This window comes from Citrobacter sp. Igbk 14 (assembly GCF_028069825.1).
GTDB lineage: Bacteria > Pseudomonadota > Gammaproteobacteria > Enterobacterales > Enterobacteriaceae > Citrobacter.
The window spans coordinates 48353-62670 of record NZ_JANEWM010000014.1 but is presented as its reverse complement, the minus strand read 5'-3'; the positions used below and the strand labels follow the sequence as shown (position 1 = coordinate 62670).

General features: G+C 53.1%; 14 protein-coding genes. 5 read left to right on the top strand and 9 right to left on the bottom strand.

What is annotated here, in order from left to right; all coding sequences use genetic code 11:
- Window positions 1-76: 76 nt before the first annotated feature.
- Window positions 77-1030, top strand: a complete 954-nt coding sequence (gene metR / locus NNN64_RS07865; protein ID WP_271441022.1) for an HTH-type transcriptional regulator MetR — start codon at window positions 77-79, stop codon at window positions 1028-1030.
- Here the strand turns inward: metR and NNN64_RS07860 are convergent.
- The 3 genes from NNN64_RS07860 to pldB all read right to left on the bottom strand — a co-directional run bounded on the left by NNN64_RS07860 (window position 918) and on the right by pldB (window position 3730).
- Window positions 918-1817 carry a carboxylate/amino acid/amine transporter gene (locus NNN64_RS07860; protein ID WP_271441021.1) on the bottom strand — a complete coding sequence of 300 codons (900 nt, stop codon included), beginning with the start codon at window positions 1815-1817 and terminating at the stop codon, window positions 918-920. The two genes, metR and NNN64_RS07860, sit on opposite strands and share 113 nt — an antisense overlap.
- 80 nt (window positions 1818-1897) lie before the next feature.
- Complete coding sequence (gene yigL, locus NNN64_RS07855) at window positions 1898-2698, bottom strand: sugar/pyridoxal phosphate phosphatase YigL (protein WP_202037303.1); 801 nt, start codon at window positions 2696-2698, stop codon at window positions 1898-1900.
- A gap of 15 nt (window positions 2699-2713) precedes the next feature.
- Window positions 2714-3730, bottom strand: coding sequence for a lysophospholipase L2 (gene pldB / locus NNN64_RS07850; protein WP_271441020.1), 1017 nt, complete (start codon window positions 3728-3730; stop codon window positions 2714-2716).
- Window positions 3731-3840: 110 nt separating this feature from the next.
- Here pldB and rhtB point away from each other — a divergent pair, with 110 nt between their 5' ends.
- On the top strand, window positions 3841-4461 hold the full coding sequence (gene rhtB / locus NNN64_RS07845) for a homoserine/homoserine lactone efflux protein (protein WP_271441019.1): 621 nt from the start codon (window positions 3841-3843) through the stop codon (window positions 4459-4461).
- 162 nt (window positions 4462-4623) lie between these two features.
- On the top strand, window positions 4624-5508 hold the full coding sequence (locus NNN64_RS07840; protein WP_271441018.1) for an Rpn family recombination-promoting nuclease/putative transposase: 885 nt from the start codon (window positions 4624-4626) through the stop codon (window positions 5506-5508).
- 38 nt (window positions 5509-5546) lie between these two features.
- On the opposite strand, the gene rhtC is transcribed toward NNN64_RS07840, so the two are convergent.
- The 3 genes from rhtC to pldA form a co-directional block, all read right to left on the bottom strand.
- Window positions 5547-6167, bottom strand: coding sequence for a threonine export protein RhtC (gene rhtC, locus NNN64_RS07835; RefSeq protein WP_271441017.1), 621 nt, complete (start codon window positions 6165-6167; stop codon window positions 5547-5549).
- 64 nt (window positions 6168-6231) lie between these two features.
- Entirely contained in the window at window positions 6232-8061 is a 1830-nt protein-coding gene (gene recQ / locus NNN64_RS07830) for an ATP-dependent DNA helicase RecQ (RefSeq protein ID WP_271441016.1), read from the bottom strand.
- Window positions 8062-8148: 87 nt separating this feature from the next.
- Window positions 8149-9018, bottom strand: coding sequence for a phospholipase A (gene pldA / locus NNN64_RS07825; protein WP_271441015.1), 870 nt, complete (start codon window positions 9016-9018; stop codon window positions 8149-8151).
- A gap of 165 nt (window positions 9019-9183) precedes the next feature.
- Here pldA and yigI point away from each other — a divergent pair, with 165 nt between their 5' ends.
- Both yigI and rarD read left to right on the top strand, forming a co-directional pair.
- Window positions 9184-9651 carry an acyl-CoA thioesterase YigI gene (gene yigI / locus NNN64_RS07820; RefSeq protein ID WP_271441014.1) on the top strand — a complete coding sequence of 156 codons (468 nt, stop codon included), beginning with the start codon at window positions 9184-9186 and terminating at the stop codon, window positions 9649-9651.
- Between the two features lie 51 nt (window positions 9652-9702).
- Complete coding sequence (rarD, locus tag NNN64_RS07815) at window positions 9703-10596, top strand: EamA family transporter RarD (protein WP_271441013.1); 894 nt, start codon at window positions 9703-9705, stop codon at window positions 10594-10596.
- A gap of 89 nt (window positions 10597-10685) precedes the next feature.
- Here the strand turns inward: rarD and corA are convergent, their stop codons facing one another.
- The 3 genes from corA to uvrD form a co-directional block, all read right to left on the bottom strand.
- Entirely contained in the window at window positions 10686-11636 is a 951-nt protein-coding gene (gene corA / locus NNN64_RS07810; protein ID WP_003017920.1) for a magnesium/cobalt transporter CorA, read from the bottom strand.
- Window positions 11637-11790: 154 nt separating this feature from the next.
- Window positions 11791-11847, bottom strand: a complete 57-nt coding sequence (gene ysgD / locus NNN64_RS07805) for a YsgD/CorL family protein (RefSeq protein WP_212723238.1) — start codon at window positions 11845-11847, stop codon at window positions 11791-11793.
- A 264-nt stretch (window positions 11848-12111) separates the two neighbouring features.
- Window positions 12112-14274, bottom strand: a complete 2163-nt coding sequence (uvrD, locus tag NNN64_RS07800; protein WP_271441012.1) for a DNA helicase II — start codon at window positions 14272-14274, stop codon at window positions 12112-12114.
- Window positions 14275-14318 lie beyond the last annotated feature (44 nt).

Sequence of the window (14318 nt, the reverse complement as noted above, 5' to 3'; positions counted from 1 at the left end):
TGTTTACACATCCATATTTGCCAGTTACTGTATATTCCTCAAGCGCAATTTGTTCATGCCGAAGTGAAGGACTTTCATGATCGAGATTAAACACCTGAAAACGCTCCAGGCGTTGCGGAACAGTGGCTCTCTGGCAGCAGCAGCGGCCACGTTGCATCAGACGCAATCCGCCCTTTCTCACCAGTTCAGCGATCTGGAGCAGCGCCTTGGCTTTCGGCTTTTTGTCCGCAAGAGCCAGCCTTTGCGTTTTACGCCACAGGGTGAAATTCTGCTCCAGTTGGCAAACCAGGTATTGCCGCAAATAGGTCGCGCGCTACAGGCATGCAACGAACCGCAGCAAACCCGATTACGTATCGCGATTGAATGCCACAGTTGCATTCAGTGGCTGACGCCCGCGTTGGAGAATTTTCGTGCCAACTGGCCGCAGGTGGAGATGGATTTTAAATCTGGCGTGACCTTCGATCCGCAACCGGCGTTACAGCAGGATGAGCTGGATCTGGTGATGACATCCGATATTCTGCCGCGCAGCGGATTGCACTATTCACCGATGTTCGATTTTGAAGTACGCCTGATCCTGGCCCCCGACCATCCACTGGCCAGCAAAACGCAAATCACGCCGGAAGATTTGGCCAGCGAAACTCTGCTTATTTATCCGGTGCAGCGTAGTCGGTTGGATGTCTGGCGGCATTTCCTGCAGCCCGCAGGCATCAGTCCGTCGCTGAAGAGTGTGGATAACACACTGCTGCTGATTCAGATGGTTGCCGCAAAAATGGGTATCGCGGCTTTGCCGCACTGGGTAGTAGAGAGTTTTGAACACCAGGGTCTGGTCGTAACCAAAACCCTGGGCGATGGGTTGTGGAGCCGACTGTACGCCGCCGTTCGCGACGGAGAACAGCGCCAGCCGGTAACAGAAGCGTTTATTCGTTCAGCGCGGAATCACGCCTGTGACCACCTGCCGTTTGTGCGGAGTGCGGAACGACCCACTTACGATGTACCCACAGTGAAGCCACTATCACAGCCGCGCCAATGATAAAGCTTGGCCAGTGCGGTTGTTGGTGCCAGATAGCCAGATTGACCAGCAGCCCCGCCGGCACATGCATATTGTTCATAATGCCCAACGTACCGGCATCCACCTGGGTCGCGCCGTAGTTCCACATAAAGTAACCAATGCCGGACGCCGCCACGCCAAGAAACACCAGAATTCCCCACTGTAGCGGGGTTGCAGGCATTTTCTGCGCATTGCCCAGCATGAACCAGGCCACGACCGCCACCATAAAGGCGCCCATGTAAAACCAGGCAAAGGCGTTGTGTTGTGGCATCGGGCGCGTTTCCATCAGGCGTTTGTAACCCACCATACCGATGGCAAAGCTAATGTTAGAAAGCTGTACCAGCAGCAGGCCGGTCCAGAAGTGGCTGGTCACCTGATCGTAACGGATAATCCCTGCGCCAATTACCGCCAGTAGTGCGCTGAACGCATAGCTCCAACGTAAACGGCGCCCGCTCATCAGGTCATAAATTAGCGTAATGTACAACGGTGTCAGAACGGTAAAGAGCAGCAACTCTGAAACCGTCAGATACAGATAGGCGTGAAAACTCAGCATATACATAATGCCAAGCTGCATGGCTCCCACCAGCATATACAGCGCGATTGTTTTTACGCTGTGCCCACGGGTACGCAAAAACGGTAAAAACACCAGAGCCGCCAGCCCAACGCGCACCAGCACCGCAAAATAGCTATCGACATGACCGGCAAGGTACTCGCCAAACAGGCTGAAGGAAAAGGCCCACAGAATTGTGGTAATGATGAGTAACGCCACAATGGATGTCTCTTAACAAAAGGTACACCCATTGTAGCGAAGAACAAGGTTGACAACTGGTCAACTAACGACCAACAACGTTACTGCAGAAAAAGCTCTCGCAGATAATGCGGCACGGCATCATCGGCATTGAGGCCAATCACGTCCAGTTCCGGATGCAGATCCTTCAGGCGTTGATGCGCGTTGCCCATGATACAGCCTTTGCCTGCCATGGAGAGCATCTCCGCATCGTTCATACCGTCGCCGAAGGCGATACAGTCCTTCAGGCTATAGCCCATCGCTTTCGCCACAGCTTCCAGCGCATGGCCTTTCGACACGCCACCTGCCATCACTTCCAGACACGTCAGTGTGGAGAAACTGACGTTCACGCGATCGCCCCAGCGGGCGTTAATCGCCTGTTCCAGCGGCAGCAACCTTTCGTGAGAATCGGTGGTGAAAAACACTTTGCTGACGCCTTCCGGCTCCAGCAGAGCAGGTTCAAACAGTGAATAATTGAATACCGCCTCTTTAAAGAAACGCATTTCTTCCGGGCGGTGGCGGTTCATGAACCACTCATCATCGCGGTAAACATTCGTCACGATATCCGGGTTGGCGTTCACAACGCCAAACAGATCGCTGGCAATGTCGCGATCCAGGTTGTGGGAAAACACCAGATTTCCGTCAGGATCGTGCACGCGGGCACCGTTGGACGTGATCATGTAGGTTTTAATGCCGAGGTTATCGCGAATTTGCCCCACATCAACATGATGACGACCGGTGGCAAACACGAAGTGAACACCGCGAGCCGTCAGAAGTTTCAGCGTCTCTTTGGCATAAGGGGACAAAGTATGGTCGGGAGAAAGCAGCGTACCGTCTAAATCAGACGCAACAACCTGATACATAAGAAAATTAAACCTCTAGGAAAAGCGAGTTCCGCTGGATGAGTTATGCCTGTTGAAAAAATCAACAATGGCGTTAAGCGCGACTGAGCGCATTGCGTCCTTTTCGAAAAGGATCTCATGGTACGCGCCTTTTATGACAAGCGGCTGACCTCCTTCTACCGGATGGCCTGCTGCAGCGCGGAGTTCACAAAAACGATCGTGCATGCGGTTATCCACCACACGCTCTTCTTCGGCCTGAATAAGCAGCGCTGGCGTTGCGTCATCACCCGCTCCGGCCAGAACCTGTTCGCCCGCCTGAATACCTTCACGCACCCAGTGATAGGTAGGGCCACCCACACGTAACCGCGGATCATCTGCGTAAAAGCGTAGGTTACGCCGATAGCGCTGTCGACTATGGGTTAGTGCATTCATACCGAATGGCAGCGCCCGCCAGCGGCCGGTCCCCATCGCATAGCCTTCACGGATGCGTGGATGCCCTTCGGCCCAGTCAAGAATGTGGCGCACCATCCAGTCGGGAAAACGCATCACGATACCAAACATGGGCGCACAAAGCGCAATGGCATCACATTGATTGGGATGGCGCTGCAGGAACAAGGTGGCAATCGCACCGCCCATGGAATGTGCCAGTATATAGCGTTTTCGCCACGGGCCAGGCTGTACTTCCTGCTGCCAGAAGGCGGCTAAATCATCGACGTAGTCATTAAAGTTATCGACATGACCACGATGCGGGTCCGATAACATCCGCCCGGAACGCCCCTGACCACGGTGATCGATAATGAGTACGTCAAAACCAGAATGAAACAGGTCATACGCCAGCTCAGCGTATTTCACATAGCTTTCAATGCGCCCAGGACAGACAACGATGACGCGATCGTTTTTTTCGGCACGAAAGCGAACAAAATGTACGGGAACATCATCTACACCCGTAAACTCCGCTTCCTCCCGTTGCTGCCAGAAATCTGTCAGTGGACCCATGGAAAAAGCGGCAAACGCGTTTTCTCTTGTTTCCCAGTCTTTTTGCTGCTGAAACATCGGGTATCCAGCCTCGCTGACCAAGTAAAATCGTTTTTTTCGCCGCGCCTGATACAACGCAACGGCAGTAGCGTATTGTGGCATAAAAATAGACAATCCGGGAGTTTCTCATGACCTTTGAATGGTGGTTCGCCTACCTGCTGACCTCTATTATTTTGAGCTTGTCTCCGGGCTCTGGCGCAATCAATACCATGACAACCGCCATCAGCCACGGCTATCGTGGCGCCAGCGCCTCTATTGCCGGTTTGCAGACCGGGCTTGGCATTCATATCGTACTGGTTGGTGTTGGGCTGGGGACACTGTTCTCACGTTCAGTCATCGCGTTTGAAGTACTGAAGTGGGCGGGAGCGGCCTATTTGATTTGGTTGGGTATTCAGCAATGGCGGGCAGCGGGCGCTATCGATCTGAACACCATGGCGAACACGCAAACACGCAGCCGCCTGTTCAAAAGGGCGGTTTTCGTTAACCTGACCAACCCTAAAAGCATTGTTTTTCTTGCCGCCCTGTTCCCACAGTTCATCATGCCGCAAGAACCTCAGGTCATGCAGTATGTGGTGCTTGGTATCACCACCATTGTTGTCGATATCATTGTGATGATCGGTTACGCGACGCTGGCCACCCGCATTGCAGGCTGGATTAAGGGGCCAAAGCAAATGAAGGCGCTGAACAAGGTGTTTGGTTCACTGTTTATGCTGATAGGTGCCCTGCTGGCGTCAGCAAGGCATGCCTAGCAAATGGAACGACGCTCGCAATGAAATGCTAACAGTAAGAGCGTTTGGACATGAGTTCTCGTACTTCGCCGCAAAGGTAGAAAAGCCTTTAATTTTGTACTGTTAGACGTTGATTGCTAATGCCAGAATGCCGCCATATTCACTTCTCACGGATGATGCACGATGGCGGAAGCAACAACACCACATGACGCAGTCTTTAAGACCTTCCTCTCCCGCGTGGAAACCGCGCGGGACTTTATCGAACTTCATCTTCCTCCCTCGTTAATCAAAATCTGCAAGCTGGAAACGCTCCGTCTGGAATCAGGCAGCTTTGTGGAGGACGATCTGCGCCCCTATTTCAGCGATATTCTCTACTCACTGGAGACCACCAGTGGGCATGGCTATGTACATGTGCTCATTGAGCATCAAAGCTCACCGGACAAGCACATGTCATTTCGCCTGATGCGCTACGCTATCGCAGCGATGCAACGTCATCTTGAGGCGGGAAACGACACGTTACCGCTGGTTATTCCAGTGCTCTTTTACCATGGCAAGCAAAGTCCATGGCAAGGCTCAATGAACTGGTTGGATCACTTTGAGGATTCAGCGACCGCCCTTCAACTTTACAGCACACCGTTTCCGTTGGTGGATGTGACGGTTATTCCAGATGATGAGATTATGCAGCATCGCAGTATGGCGGCGCTGACATTAGTACAAAAACATATTCGCCAGCGCGATATGGCGCAGCTGCTGGATAAACTTACCCGCCTGTTTATGCTGAATAAGATGAGCGGACAACAAATAACCGTGCTGGTAAACTACATGGTGCAAGCAGGGAATACACAAGATGTTCAGACATTATTGTATAAGCTGGCACAGCGTGTGCCGCAGCATGGAGACAAACTGATGACAATGGCGGATCAGCTAAAACAGATAGGCCGTGAAGAAGGGAGGCGCCTTGCCCTTACTGATGTAGCAAAAGCAATGCTCAAGCGAGGTCTTGATACCGACGCAATTATGGAAATGACCGGCCTTTCGAAGGACGAGTTACAGAAACTTGCGCAATAAATCGCATTCCGCCTGGGTCCCCCAGGCGGATAACCGACTTAGCGCGAAATGATCAGGTGAATGCCGAAACCTGCAAACAGTGCGCCAGCGAATCCATCGATCCACTTCGCCAGACGCTGATAACCGCGGCGCATTTTCGGTAGCGCAAACAGGCTGGCGACTACGGTAAACCACGCTAGCGTTTCCACGATGATTAGGGCAAAGATCCCCCAGCGCGCGCCCGTTCCTACGTTATCGCCAACGAACAATGAGAACACGGAGCCAAAGTAAATAATGGCTTTCGGGTTCGCCAGATTGGTGAGTAGACCTTTTAAAAAGCTGCGCCCGCTCTGTGCCAGTTCAACCTGTGGTGTTGGAGTCGCAACATTCTGCTTTTTAAACGCACCGCGCAGCATCTGGTAGCCCATCCAACACAGATACAGCCCCCCGCCGACCATAATAATGGTATGCAGCCAGGCCATTTTTTCGATAATCAGGTGTAAACCGAGCAGTGCCACGCCAGCCCATACCATGACGCCACAGGTAATACCCAGCACACCCATCATCGCTTCTTTACGCGAACGGCTCACAGCTGTTTGAGAGACAAAGAAAAAATCGGGACCGGGACTCATCAGTGCAACGATATGCACCAACGCAACGGTGAAAAATAGCGTTAACATAAAAATGACTCGCGGGGGAAATAGTTCAGTGAGTCACCATCCTGGCACTTTTTTGCCCGGCTGACTACTCTTCGTCGTCGCCATCAACGTGCGCACGAATAAGCGCCATAAACTCTTTGCCGAAACGCTCAAGTTTACGCATGCCCACGCCGTTGACGCTTAACATTTCGCTCGGAGAAACCGGCATCTGCTCGGCCATTTCTATCAGCGTCGCATCGTTGAAAACCACATACGGCGGGATATTTTCTTCATCGGCAATCGCCTTACGCAGCTTACGCAATTTGGCGAAGAGCTTGCGGTCGTAGTTGCCACCGAAGGATTTCTGCATCGCACGCGGTTTCAGCGCCACAATACGCGGCACGGCAAGTTGTAACGAGATTTCGCCACGCAGAACCGGTCGTGCGGCTTCGGTTAACTGTAACGCAGAGTGATGGGCAATATTCTGCGTCACCAGACCAAGGTGAATCAATTGGCGGATCACACTCACCCAATGTTCATGGCTCTGTTCACGACCAATGCCATAGACCGGCAGCTTGTCATGAGCCAGCTCGCGAATACGTTGGTTATTGGCTCCGCGTAAGACTTCCACGACATACCCCATACCAAAGCGTTGGTTGACGCGGTAGATTGTCGACAGCGCCTTACGCGCATCCATTAAACCATCGTACTGTTTTGGCGGATCGAGACAAATATCGCAGTTGCCGCACGGCTCCTGACGTCCTTCACCAAAATAATTCAGCAATACCAGACGACGACAGGTTTGCGCCTCGGCAAACGCTCCCATCGCATTGAGTTTATGCCGTTCAATATCCAGTAACTGCCCGGCTGGTTTCTCTTCCAGGCAACGCCGTAACCATGCCATATCAGCGGGATCGTAAAACAGCATCGCTTCCGCAGGCAGGCCATCGCGCCCGGCACGACCGGTTTCCTGGTAATAGGATTCGATGTTACGCGGGATATCAAAATGCACCACAAAGCGTACGTTAGGTTTGTTGATTCCCATCCCGAACGCTACGGTCGCCACCACGATTTGCAGGTCATCGCGTTGGAATTTTTCCTGCACCTCGGCACGTACACTGTTTTCCAGTCCAGCATGATAGGCACCCGCGCTGATGCCACGACTTTGCAGACGCGCTGCGGTGTCTTCGACCTTCGCGCGGCTGTTACAGTAAATAATGCCGGACTTGCCGCGCTGTTCTTGTACATAGCGCATCAGCTGATCGAGCGGCTTAAACTTCTCCATCAGCATGTAGCGAATATTCGGCCGGTCAAAACTGCTGATCTGAATGAGCGGATCGTTCAACCCCAGCAGACGCACAATATCCAGGCGAGTGGTGTCATCAGCAGTCGCGGTCAGCGCCACGAACGGCAGCGTCGGGAAACGCTGACGCAATTGACCCAACGCGGCGTATTCAGGGCGGAAATCGTGCCCCCATTGTGAGATGCAGTGTGCTTCATCAACGGCCAGCAATACCGGATTCCAGTGCGCCAGATGTTCGAGGAAGTTATCCAGCATCAAACGTTCGGGCGCAATGTACAGCAACCGAATTTGCCCGCTGCGACAGCCAGCCATGACCTCAAGCTGCTGTTCACGACTTTGGGTAGAGTTCAGACACGCCGCCGCCACACCGTTTGCTAATAATTGGTCGACCTGATCTTTCATCAGGGAAATAAGCGGCGAGACAACTACGGTGAGTCCGTTCAGCAATAATGCGGGGATTTGATAGCACAGGGATTTACCACCACCGGTCGGCATGACGACCAGGCAGTCGCGACCAGAGAGCACAGTATCGATGATTTCTTCCTGACCAGGGCGAAACTGTTGGTAGCCAAAGGTTTCCTGCAAAACCTGTTTAGCGCCCATTTCCAGATTCAACACTTCCGCCTGCGCCACATTAACCCCATTAGCCTTAAAGAAAAACAGGCGCTATTTTCAGCGCCTGAGAGAGAAACTGCAATGATTAAAATGCTATCAAACCTATCAGAAGATATCGTTAAGCATCACACCCACACCCACACGCGTCTGATTGAAATTGTAGTCGATCAGCGATTCGCCGTAGCCGCTATAGACCTGGGTGTAAAAGCGAACATGCTTAGTGATTGGGTAACTCGCACCGATTTCAGCACCACCGTAACCGGTATTCCAGTTGTACTGGCCTTTCACGCTGATGACGGCATCACCGAGGTGATAACCCATTTTAAGCTGGTAGTAGCCCATGTATTTGGTGATGTCGGGGTTATCGTCGGTGCTACCGATGACGTACCACGGTTTAACCTCCACCAGCCAGTTGCCATTTTCAGCCATCAGGCGAGTGTACAGACGGTTCCAGCTGCGCGAGGTGGGATCGGATCGCCCATTTGAATCATGGTTATAGCCCATTTCGACATCACGTAGCGTCCAGCCAGCAACGCGATAATCCGTGGCGAAACCCAGAAACAGCTGCGGCTCGTAGTTAGTTTCACGAAACGGTGAAGACTCTTCACTATTAGAAAGCTGCCACCAGGATTTCTGAGTATATGAACCACCGAGCACTGAATTCGGGCCCAAAATCCCGCGCCAAAGCGGAAATGCCAGGCTTAGCTGAAACTTAACCTCATCTTTGCGCGCATTATCCGACCAGTTATAGCTGCTGATCGCCTCTTTGTTCATGTCGCTGGTATTGGTGTAGATGAGATAGTTGGTGTCATAGGGGTACAGCGTGAAAGGATTATCGTGTTCTTGCAGCATATTGGCGATAATACTGCCTCTCACTGCTGGTGCATCATGAATCTCTTTCACTGTCGCTTCCTGCGCATACGCGGTCAACGGCAGCATGACTGCTGGTAGTAACCAACCCAGAATCGCCCGCATCGGTAGTGTTCTCCTGAACCAAAATATTGATGAATTGTATAATTATCTGCCAAGTATTCTACATACTTAGCTAGTTCCTCGTTAGTTATCCCGTCCTAAAGTAGAAAACAACAAATAATAAGCATAATATCAACATTTCATTAACCAATAAGGTATCGGGATCGTATGTCTGCTGTTCTTACTGCTGAGCAAGCCCTTAAATTAGTGGGTGAAATGTTTGTCTATCATATGCCGTTTAATCGGGCATTGGGGCTGGAACTGGAACGTTATGAAAAAGAATTTGCGCAATTAGCGTTTAAAAACCAACCGATGATGGTGGGTAACTGGGCACAAAGCATCCTGCACGGCGGGGTGATCGCCTCAGCGCTGGACGTTGCCGCCGGGCTGGTGTGCGTTGGCAGTACGCTAACCCGCCACGAAACCATCAGCGAGGACGAGCTACGCCAGCGCATGTCACGAATGGGCACCATCGATCTGCGCGTTGATTACCTGCGACCAGGCAGAGGAAATCGCTTTACGGCCACCAGCAGTCTGCTGCGAGCAGGCAATAAAGTGGCAGTCGCACGGGTGGAACTGCACAACGAAGAACAGCTTTATATCGCCAGTGCAACTGCCACTTATATGGTGGGGTAAGCGCCTGAAAAAAGGTAAACTACGGTTACTTTTCTGCAATGAGTTCTCCCAATGGATGCTAAACAAACGCGGCAGGGCGTGTTACTCGCTCTTGCTGCCTATTTTATTTGGGGTATCGCTCCCGCCTACTTCAAACTGATTTACTACGTCCCGGCGGATGAGATCCTGACGCACCGCGTCATCTGGTCATTTTTCTTTATGGTGGCGCTGATGAGCGTTAGTCGCCAATGGTCAGGTGTCAAAACGCTGCTGCAAACGCCAAAGAAGATTTTTCTGCTGGCGCTCTCGGCGGTCCTAATCGGCGGAAACTGGCTGCTCTTTATCTGGGCGGTCAATAACCACCATATGCTGGAAGCCAGCCTCGGTTACTTTATTAACCCACTGGTAAATATCGTGTTGGGGATGATTTTCCTCGGAGAACGCTTCCGCCGTATGCAGTGGCTGGCAGTACTGTTAGCCGCCTGTGGCGTACTGGTACAGCTGTGGACCTTTGGATCGCTGCCAATAATCGCGCTGGGGCTGGCATTCAGCTTTGCTTTTTATGGTCTGGTACGCAAGAAAATCGCTGTCGAAGCACAAACCGGCATGCTGATCGAAACTCTGTGGCTCTTACCCATTGCAGCTATCTATCTGTTTGGTATCGCAGACAGCCCGACCAGCCATATGGGTCAGAACCCCTTGTCACTCAATCTGCTACTGATTGCTGCGGGTGTCGTGACCACTATCCCACTGCTGTGCTTTACCGGAGCGGCAACCCGTTTACGTCTGTCCACGCTGGGCTTTTTCCAGTATATCGGGCCAACGCTGATGTTCCTGCTGGCGGTAACGTTCTACGGTGAAGTGCCGGGAGCGGATAAAATGGTCACCTTCGCCTTTATCTGGGTAGCGCTGGCAATTTTCGTGATGGATGCAATTTATACGCAAAGACGGGTACGTCGGAACTGAAGAAGTGCCGGATGGAGGCTACACCTTATCCGGCCTACGGAGAATCGCTTTTGTAGGCCGGATAAGCGAAGCGCCATCCGGCACAGCCATTACAGCCAGTTCTTGCGCTTAAAGTACAGATACGGCGCCAGACCTGCGAGCATCATAAAGACAATCGCGCCAGGATAACCGAAGCTCCAGTGCAGCTCTGGCATAAACTCAAAGTTCATGCCATAGCTGGAAGCGACCAGCGTCGGCGGCAGGAACACGACAGAAACCACCGAGAAGATCTTGATGATGCGGTTCTGCTCGATGTTGATAAAGCCCATCGCCGCCTGCATCAGGAAGTTAACTTTCTGGAACAGTGATTCGTTGTGCGGCAACAGGGACTCGATATCGCGCAGGATCTCACGCGCCTGCTCCAGCTGACTACCCGGCAGACGCGCTTTGCGCACCAGGAAGTTCAGTGCGCGCTGGGTATCCATCAGACACAGACGTACCTTCCAGCCGATATCTTCCAGCTCCGCCAGCGTGGACAGCGCTTCGTCGTACTCATCACCCTGACGCCCTTCCATGATCACACGGCTGAGTTTTTCCAGATCGCTATAGATGTTTTCTATTTCATCCGCCAGCTGTTCAATTTTGGTTTCGAACAGATCGAGCAGCAGCTCGTAGGCGTTGCCATCCACCATCGCCTGATTACGCGCACGCATGCGGTACAGGCGGAAAGCCGGCAGTTCGCGCTCGCGCAGAGTAAACAGGCGACCTTCGCGAATGGTAAATGCGACGGTTGAGTTGCCCGCGTGATCGTCGGCGTCTTCATAAAAGAAGAAGGAGTGGATGTGCAGACCGTCTTCGTCTTCAAAAAAACGTGCGGATGCTTCGATGTCTTCCAGTTCAGGGCGCGTAGCCAGATTCTGGCCCAAGTCCTTTTGCACACGGTTTCGTTCTTCGTCATCCGGCTCGACTAAATCGACCCAAACCGAACTGGCCAGGTGCTCGATCTCGTCTGCCTCAAGGCGAGTTAAACGATTGTTTTCCAGTTGAAATGCGCTCAGCATGACCGGGACTCCCAATGCAAAAAATTATCGGACAGTTCGGTGGGCACACAGAAACAAATTGGGTTTCAGACCATTAAACAGCCTGACTCAGCGCGACGGGAAAAAACAGAAGGTCGCTGACAACCGCGAAGGCTATCAGCAAAAAGGGATAGCCTTAGGAGTTGATCCTGGATGACAGGATAATGAGCCAGTATCTACTGGGTGTGTCCAAGGCGAATGTCCTCTTAGCGTAATCGTGCGCGCATGTTACGCCAGCAAAATTTTGACGTCAACACGCAACGGATGGCGAAAAAGTAATAATTTCCCCTTATACAGAAAGGTTAGCAGAGGGGAATTATTTATCTATGATTTCAGAATATTAACCGACAGATAGCCGGATGGCGGCTTCGCCTTATCCGGCCTACAAATAAAAATGTACCCGGTCTGTAGGCCGGATAAGGCGCTACAGCGTCGCCATCCGGCAAAGCAGAACCGATCACACCGTTTCCAGTCTGGCGTAGGCCGCCACCAGCCATTTGATGCCCTGCCCCTGGAACGCCACCTGCAGGCGACTATGCTCACCGCTGCCTTCGAGATTGACGATTGTGCCTTCGCCAAACTTGGCGTGGCGCACGCGCTGGCCGAGCTTATAACCGGTGTCGTTCTCCGCCATTGGCGTTCCCATCCGTTGATGGCTGACCGGGCGGCTGACGGTGGCACGCAGGCGCACCTCTTCCACGCACGCTTCCGGCAGTTCGCCGATAAAGCGCGATGGGCGATGGTACACCTCTTTGCCGTACAGACGGCGCGTTTCGGCATAGGTTAGTGTCAGCTTCTGCATAGCACGGGTGACGCCGACATAGGCCAGACGGCGTTCTTCTTCCAGACGACCACCTTCGTCCAGCGACATCTGGCTGGGGAACATACCTTCTTCCATCCCCACGATAAACACCTGCGGGAACTCAAGGCCTTTCGCCGAGTGCAGGGTCATCAGCTGTACCGCGTCCTGCCAGGTATCCGCCTGCCCTTCGCCCGCTTCCAGCGCGGCGTGGGAGAGAAATGCCTGCAGCGGCATTAAATCTTCATCTTCTTCGTTGTAGCTGAACTGGCGTGTTGCTGTGACCAGTTCGTCTAAGTTTTCGATACGTGTCTGGCCTTTCTCGCCTTTCTCCTGCTCGTACATCATGCGCAGGCCGGAGTCTTTCACCACCCGGTCTGTTTGCACATGCAGTGGCATATCGGCCGTTTCCTGCGCCAGGGCATCAATAAGCTCCATAAAACGCTGTAGCGCGCTGGCAGCACGACCGGCAAGGGCTTTTTCCTGTAGCAACTCACGACATGCCTGCCACAGCGTCAACTGGCGGTCACGCGAGGTCTGACGCACCACATCTAAAGTACGATCGCCAATCCCGCGGGTTGGCGTATTCACCACGCGTTCAAACGCGGCATCATCGTTGCGATTAGCGATCAAACGCAGGTAAGAGAGCGCATCTTTGATTTCCTGGCGTTCAAAGAAGCGCATACCGCCGTAAATACGGTACGGCATGCTGGCCTGTAACAACGCCTCTTCCAGTACGCGCGACTGGGCGTTGCTACGATACAGAATGGCGCATTGTTCCAGCGCTCCGCCGTTGTCCTGCCAGGTCTTGATACGGTTGACCACAAAGCGCGCTTCATCGAGTTCGTTGAACGCGCAGTACAGAGAGATCGGTTCGCCGTCGGCGCCGTCAGTCCACAGCTTTTTACCCAGACGCCCGTTGTTGTTTTCAATCAGGGCATTGGCCGCGCTGAGGATGTTGTTGGTCGAACGGTAGTTCTGCTCCAGACGGATGGTTTCTGCGCCGGGGAAGTCAGTGAGGAAGCGCTGGATGTTTTCCACCTGCGCGCCGCGCCAGCCGTAAATTGACTGGTCGTCATCACCCACGATCATCACTTTACCGGTGTCACCCGCCAGCAGGCGGATCCACGCGTACTGAATGTTGTTGGTATCCTGGAATTCGTCCACCAGGATATTGGTAAAGCGTTCGCGGTAGTGCTGCAGGATATGCGGCTTGTTGAGCCACAGTTCATGGGCGCGCAGCAGCAGCTCGGCGAAATCCACCAGCCCCGCGCGGTCACACGCTTCCTGGTAGGCCTGATAGACTTTCTGCCAGGTTTGCTCAACCGGGTTGCCATAGCTCTGTAAATGGTGCGGGCGCAGCCCTTCGTCTTTCTGGCTGTTGATGAACCACATCGCCTGACGCGGTGGCCACTGCTTCTCATCCAGATTCATTGCTTTGATCAGGCGCTTAAGCAGACGCAACTGGTCTTCGCTGTCGAGGATCTGGAAATCCTGCGGCAGATTCGCATCCATATGATGTGCACGCAGCAGACGGTGTGCCAGGCCATGGAACGTCCCCACCCACATACCGCCCTGGCTGGTTCCCATGATCTGACCAATACGGTGGCGCATTTCTGCCGCCGCTTTGTTGGTAAACGTCACCGCCATAATGGAGTACGGCGAGTTGTTCTCAACCGTCAGTAACCAGGCAATACGGTGCACCAGCACACGCGTTTTACCACTCCCCGCGCCCGCCAGAACCAGCATGTTGCTGCGTGGCGCGGCCACCGCTTCACGCTGTTTGTCATTAAGGCTGTCGAGCAGGTAAGAAACGTCCATTGGCACCGCCACGTAAAAGTAGGTAGGGCGGATAAGCGTAGCGC

Bases quoted from the DNA above. Each gene is read 5' to 3' on its own strand.
- metR (WP_271441022.1), top strand. From the start codon at position 77: ATGATCGAGATTAAACACCTGAAAACGCTCCAGGCGTTGCGGAACAGT.
- yigL (WP_202037303.1), bottom strand. From the start codon at position 2,698: ATGTATCAGGTTGTTGCGTCTGATTTAGACGGTACGCTGCTTTCTCCC.
- pldB (WP_271441020.1), bottom strand. From the start codon at position 3,730: ATGTTTCAGCAGCAAAAAGACTGGGAAACAAGAGAAAACGCGTTTGCC.
- rhtB (WP_271441019.1), top strand. From the start codon at position 3,841: ATGACCTTTGAATGGTGGTTCGCCTACCTGCTGACCTCTATTATTTTG.
- NNN64_RS07840 (WP_271441018.1), top strand. From the start codon at position 4,624: ATGGCGGAAGCAACAACACCACATGACGCAGTCTTTAAGACCTTCCTC.
- rhtC (WP_271441017.1), bottom strand. From the start codon at position 6,167: ATGTTAACGCTATTTTTCACCGTTGCGTTGGTGCATATCGTTGCACTG.
- pldA (WP_271441015.1), bottom strand. From the start codon at position 9,018: ATGCGGGCGATTCTGGGTTGGTTACTACCAGCAGTCATGCTGCCGTTG.
- yigI (WP_271441014.1), top strand. From the start codon at position 9,184: ATGTCTGCTGTTCTTACTGCTGAGCAAGCCCTTAAATTAGTGGGTGAA.
- rarD (WP_271441013.1), top strand. From the start codon at position 9,703: ATGGATGCTAAACAAACGCGGCAGGGCGTGTTACTCGCTCTTGCTGCC.
- corA (WP_003017920.1), bottom strand. From the start codon at position 11,636: ATGCTGAGCGCATTTCAACTGGAAAACAATCGTTTAACTCGCCTTGAG.
- uvrD (WP_271441012.1), bottom strand. From the start codon at position 14,274: ATGGACGTTTCTTACCTGCTCGACAGCCTTAATGACAAACAGCGTGAA.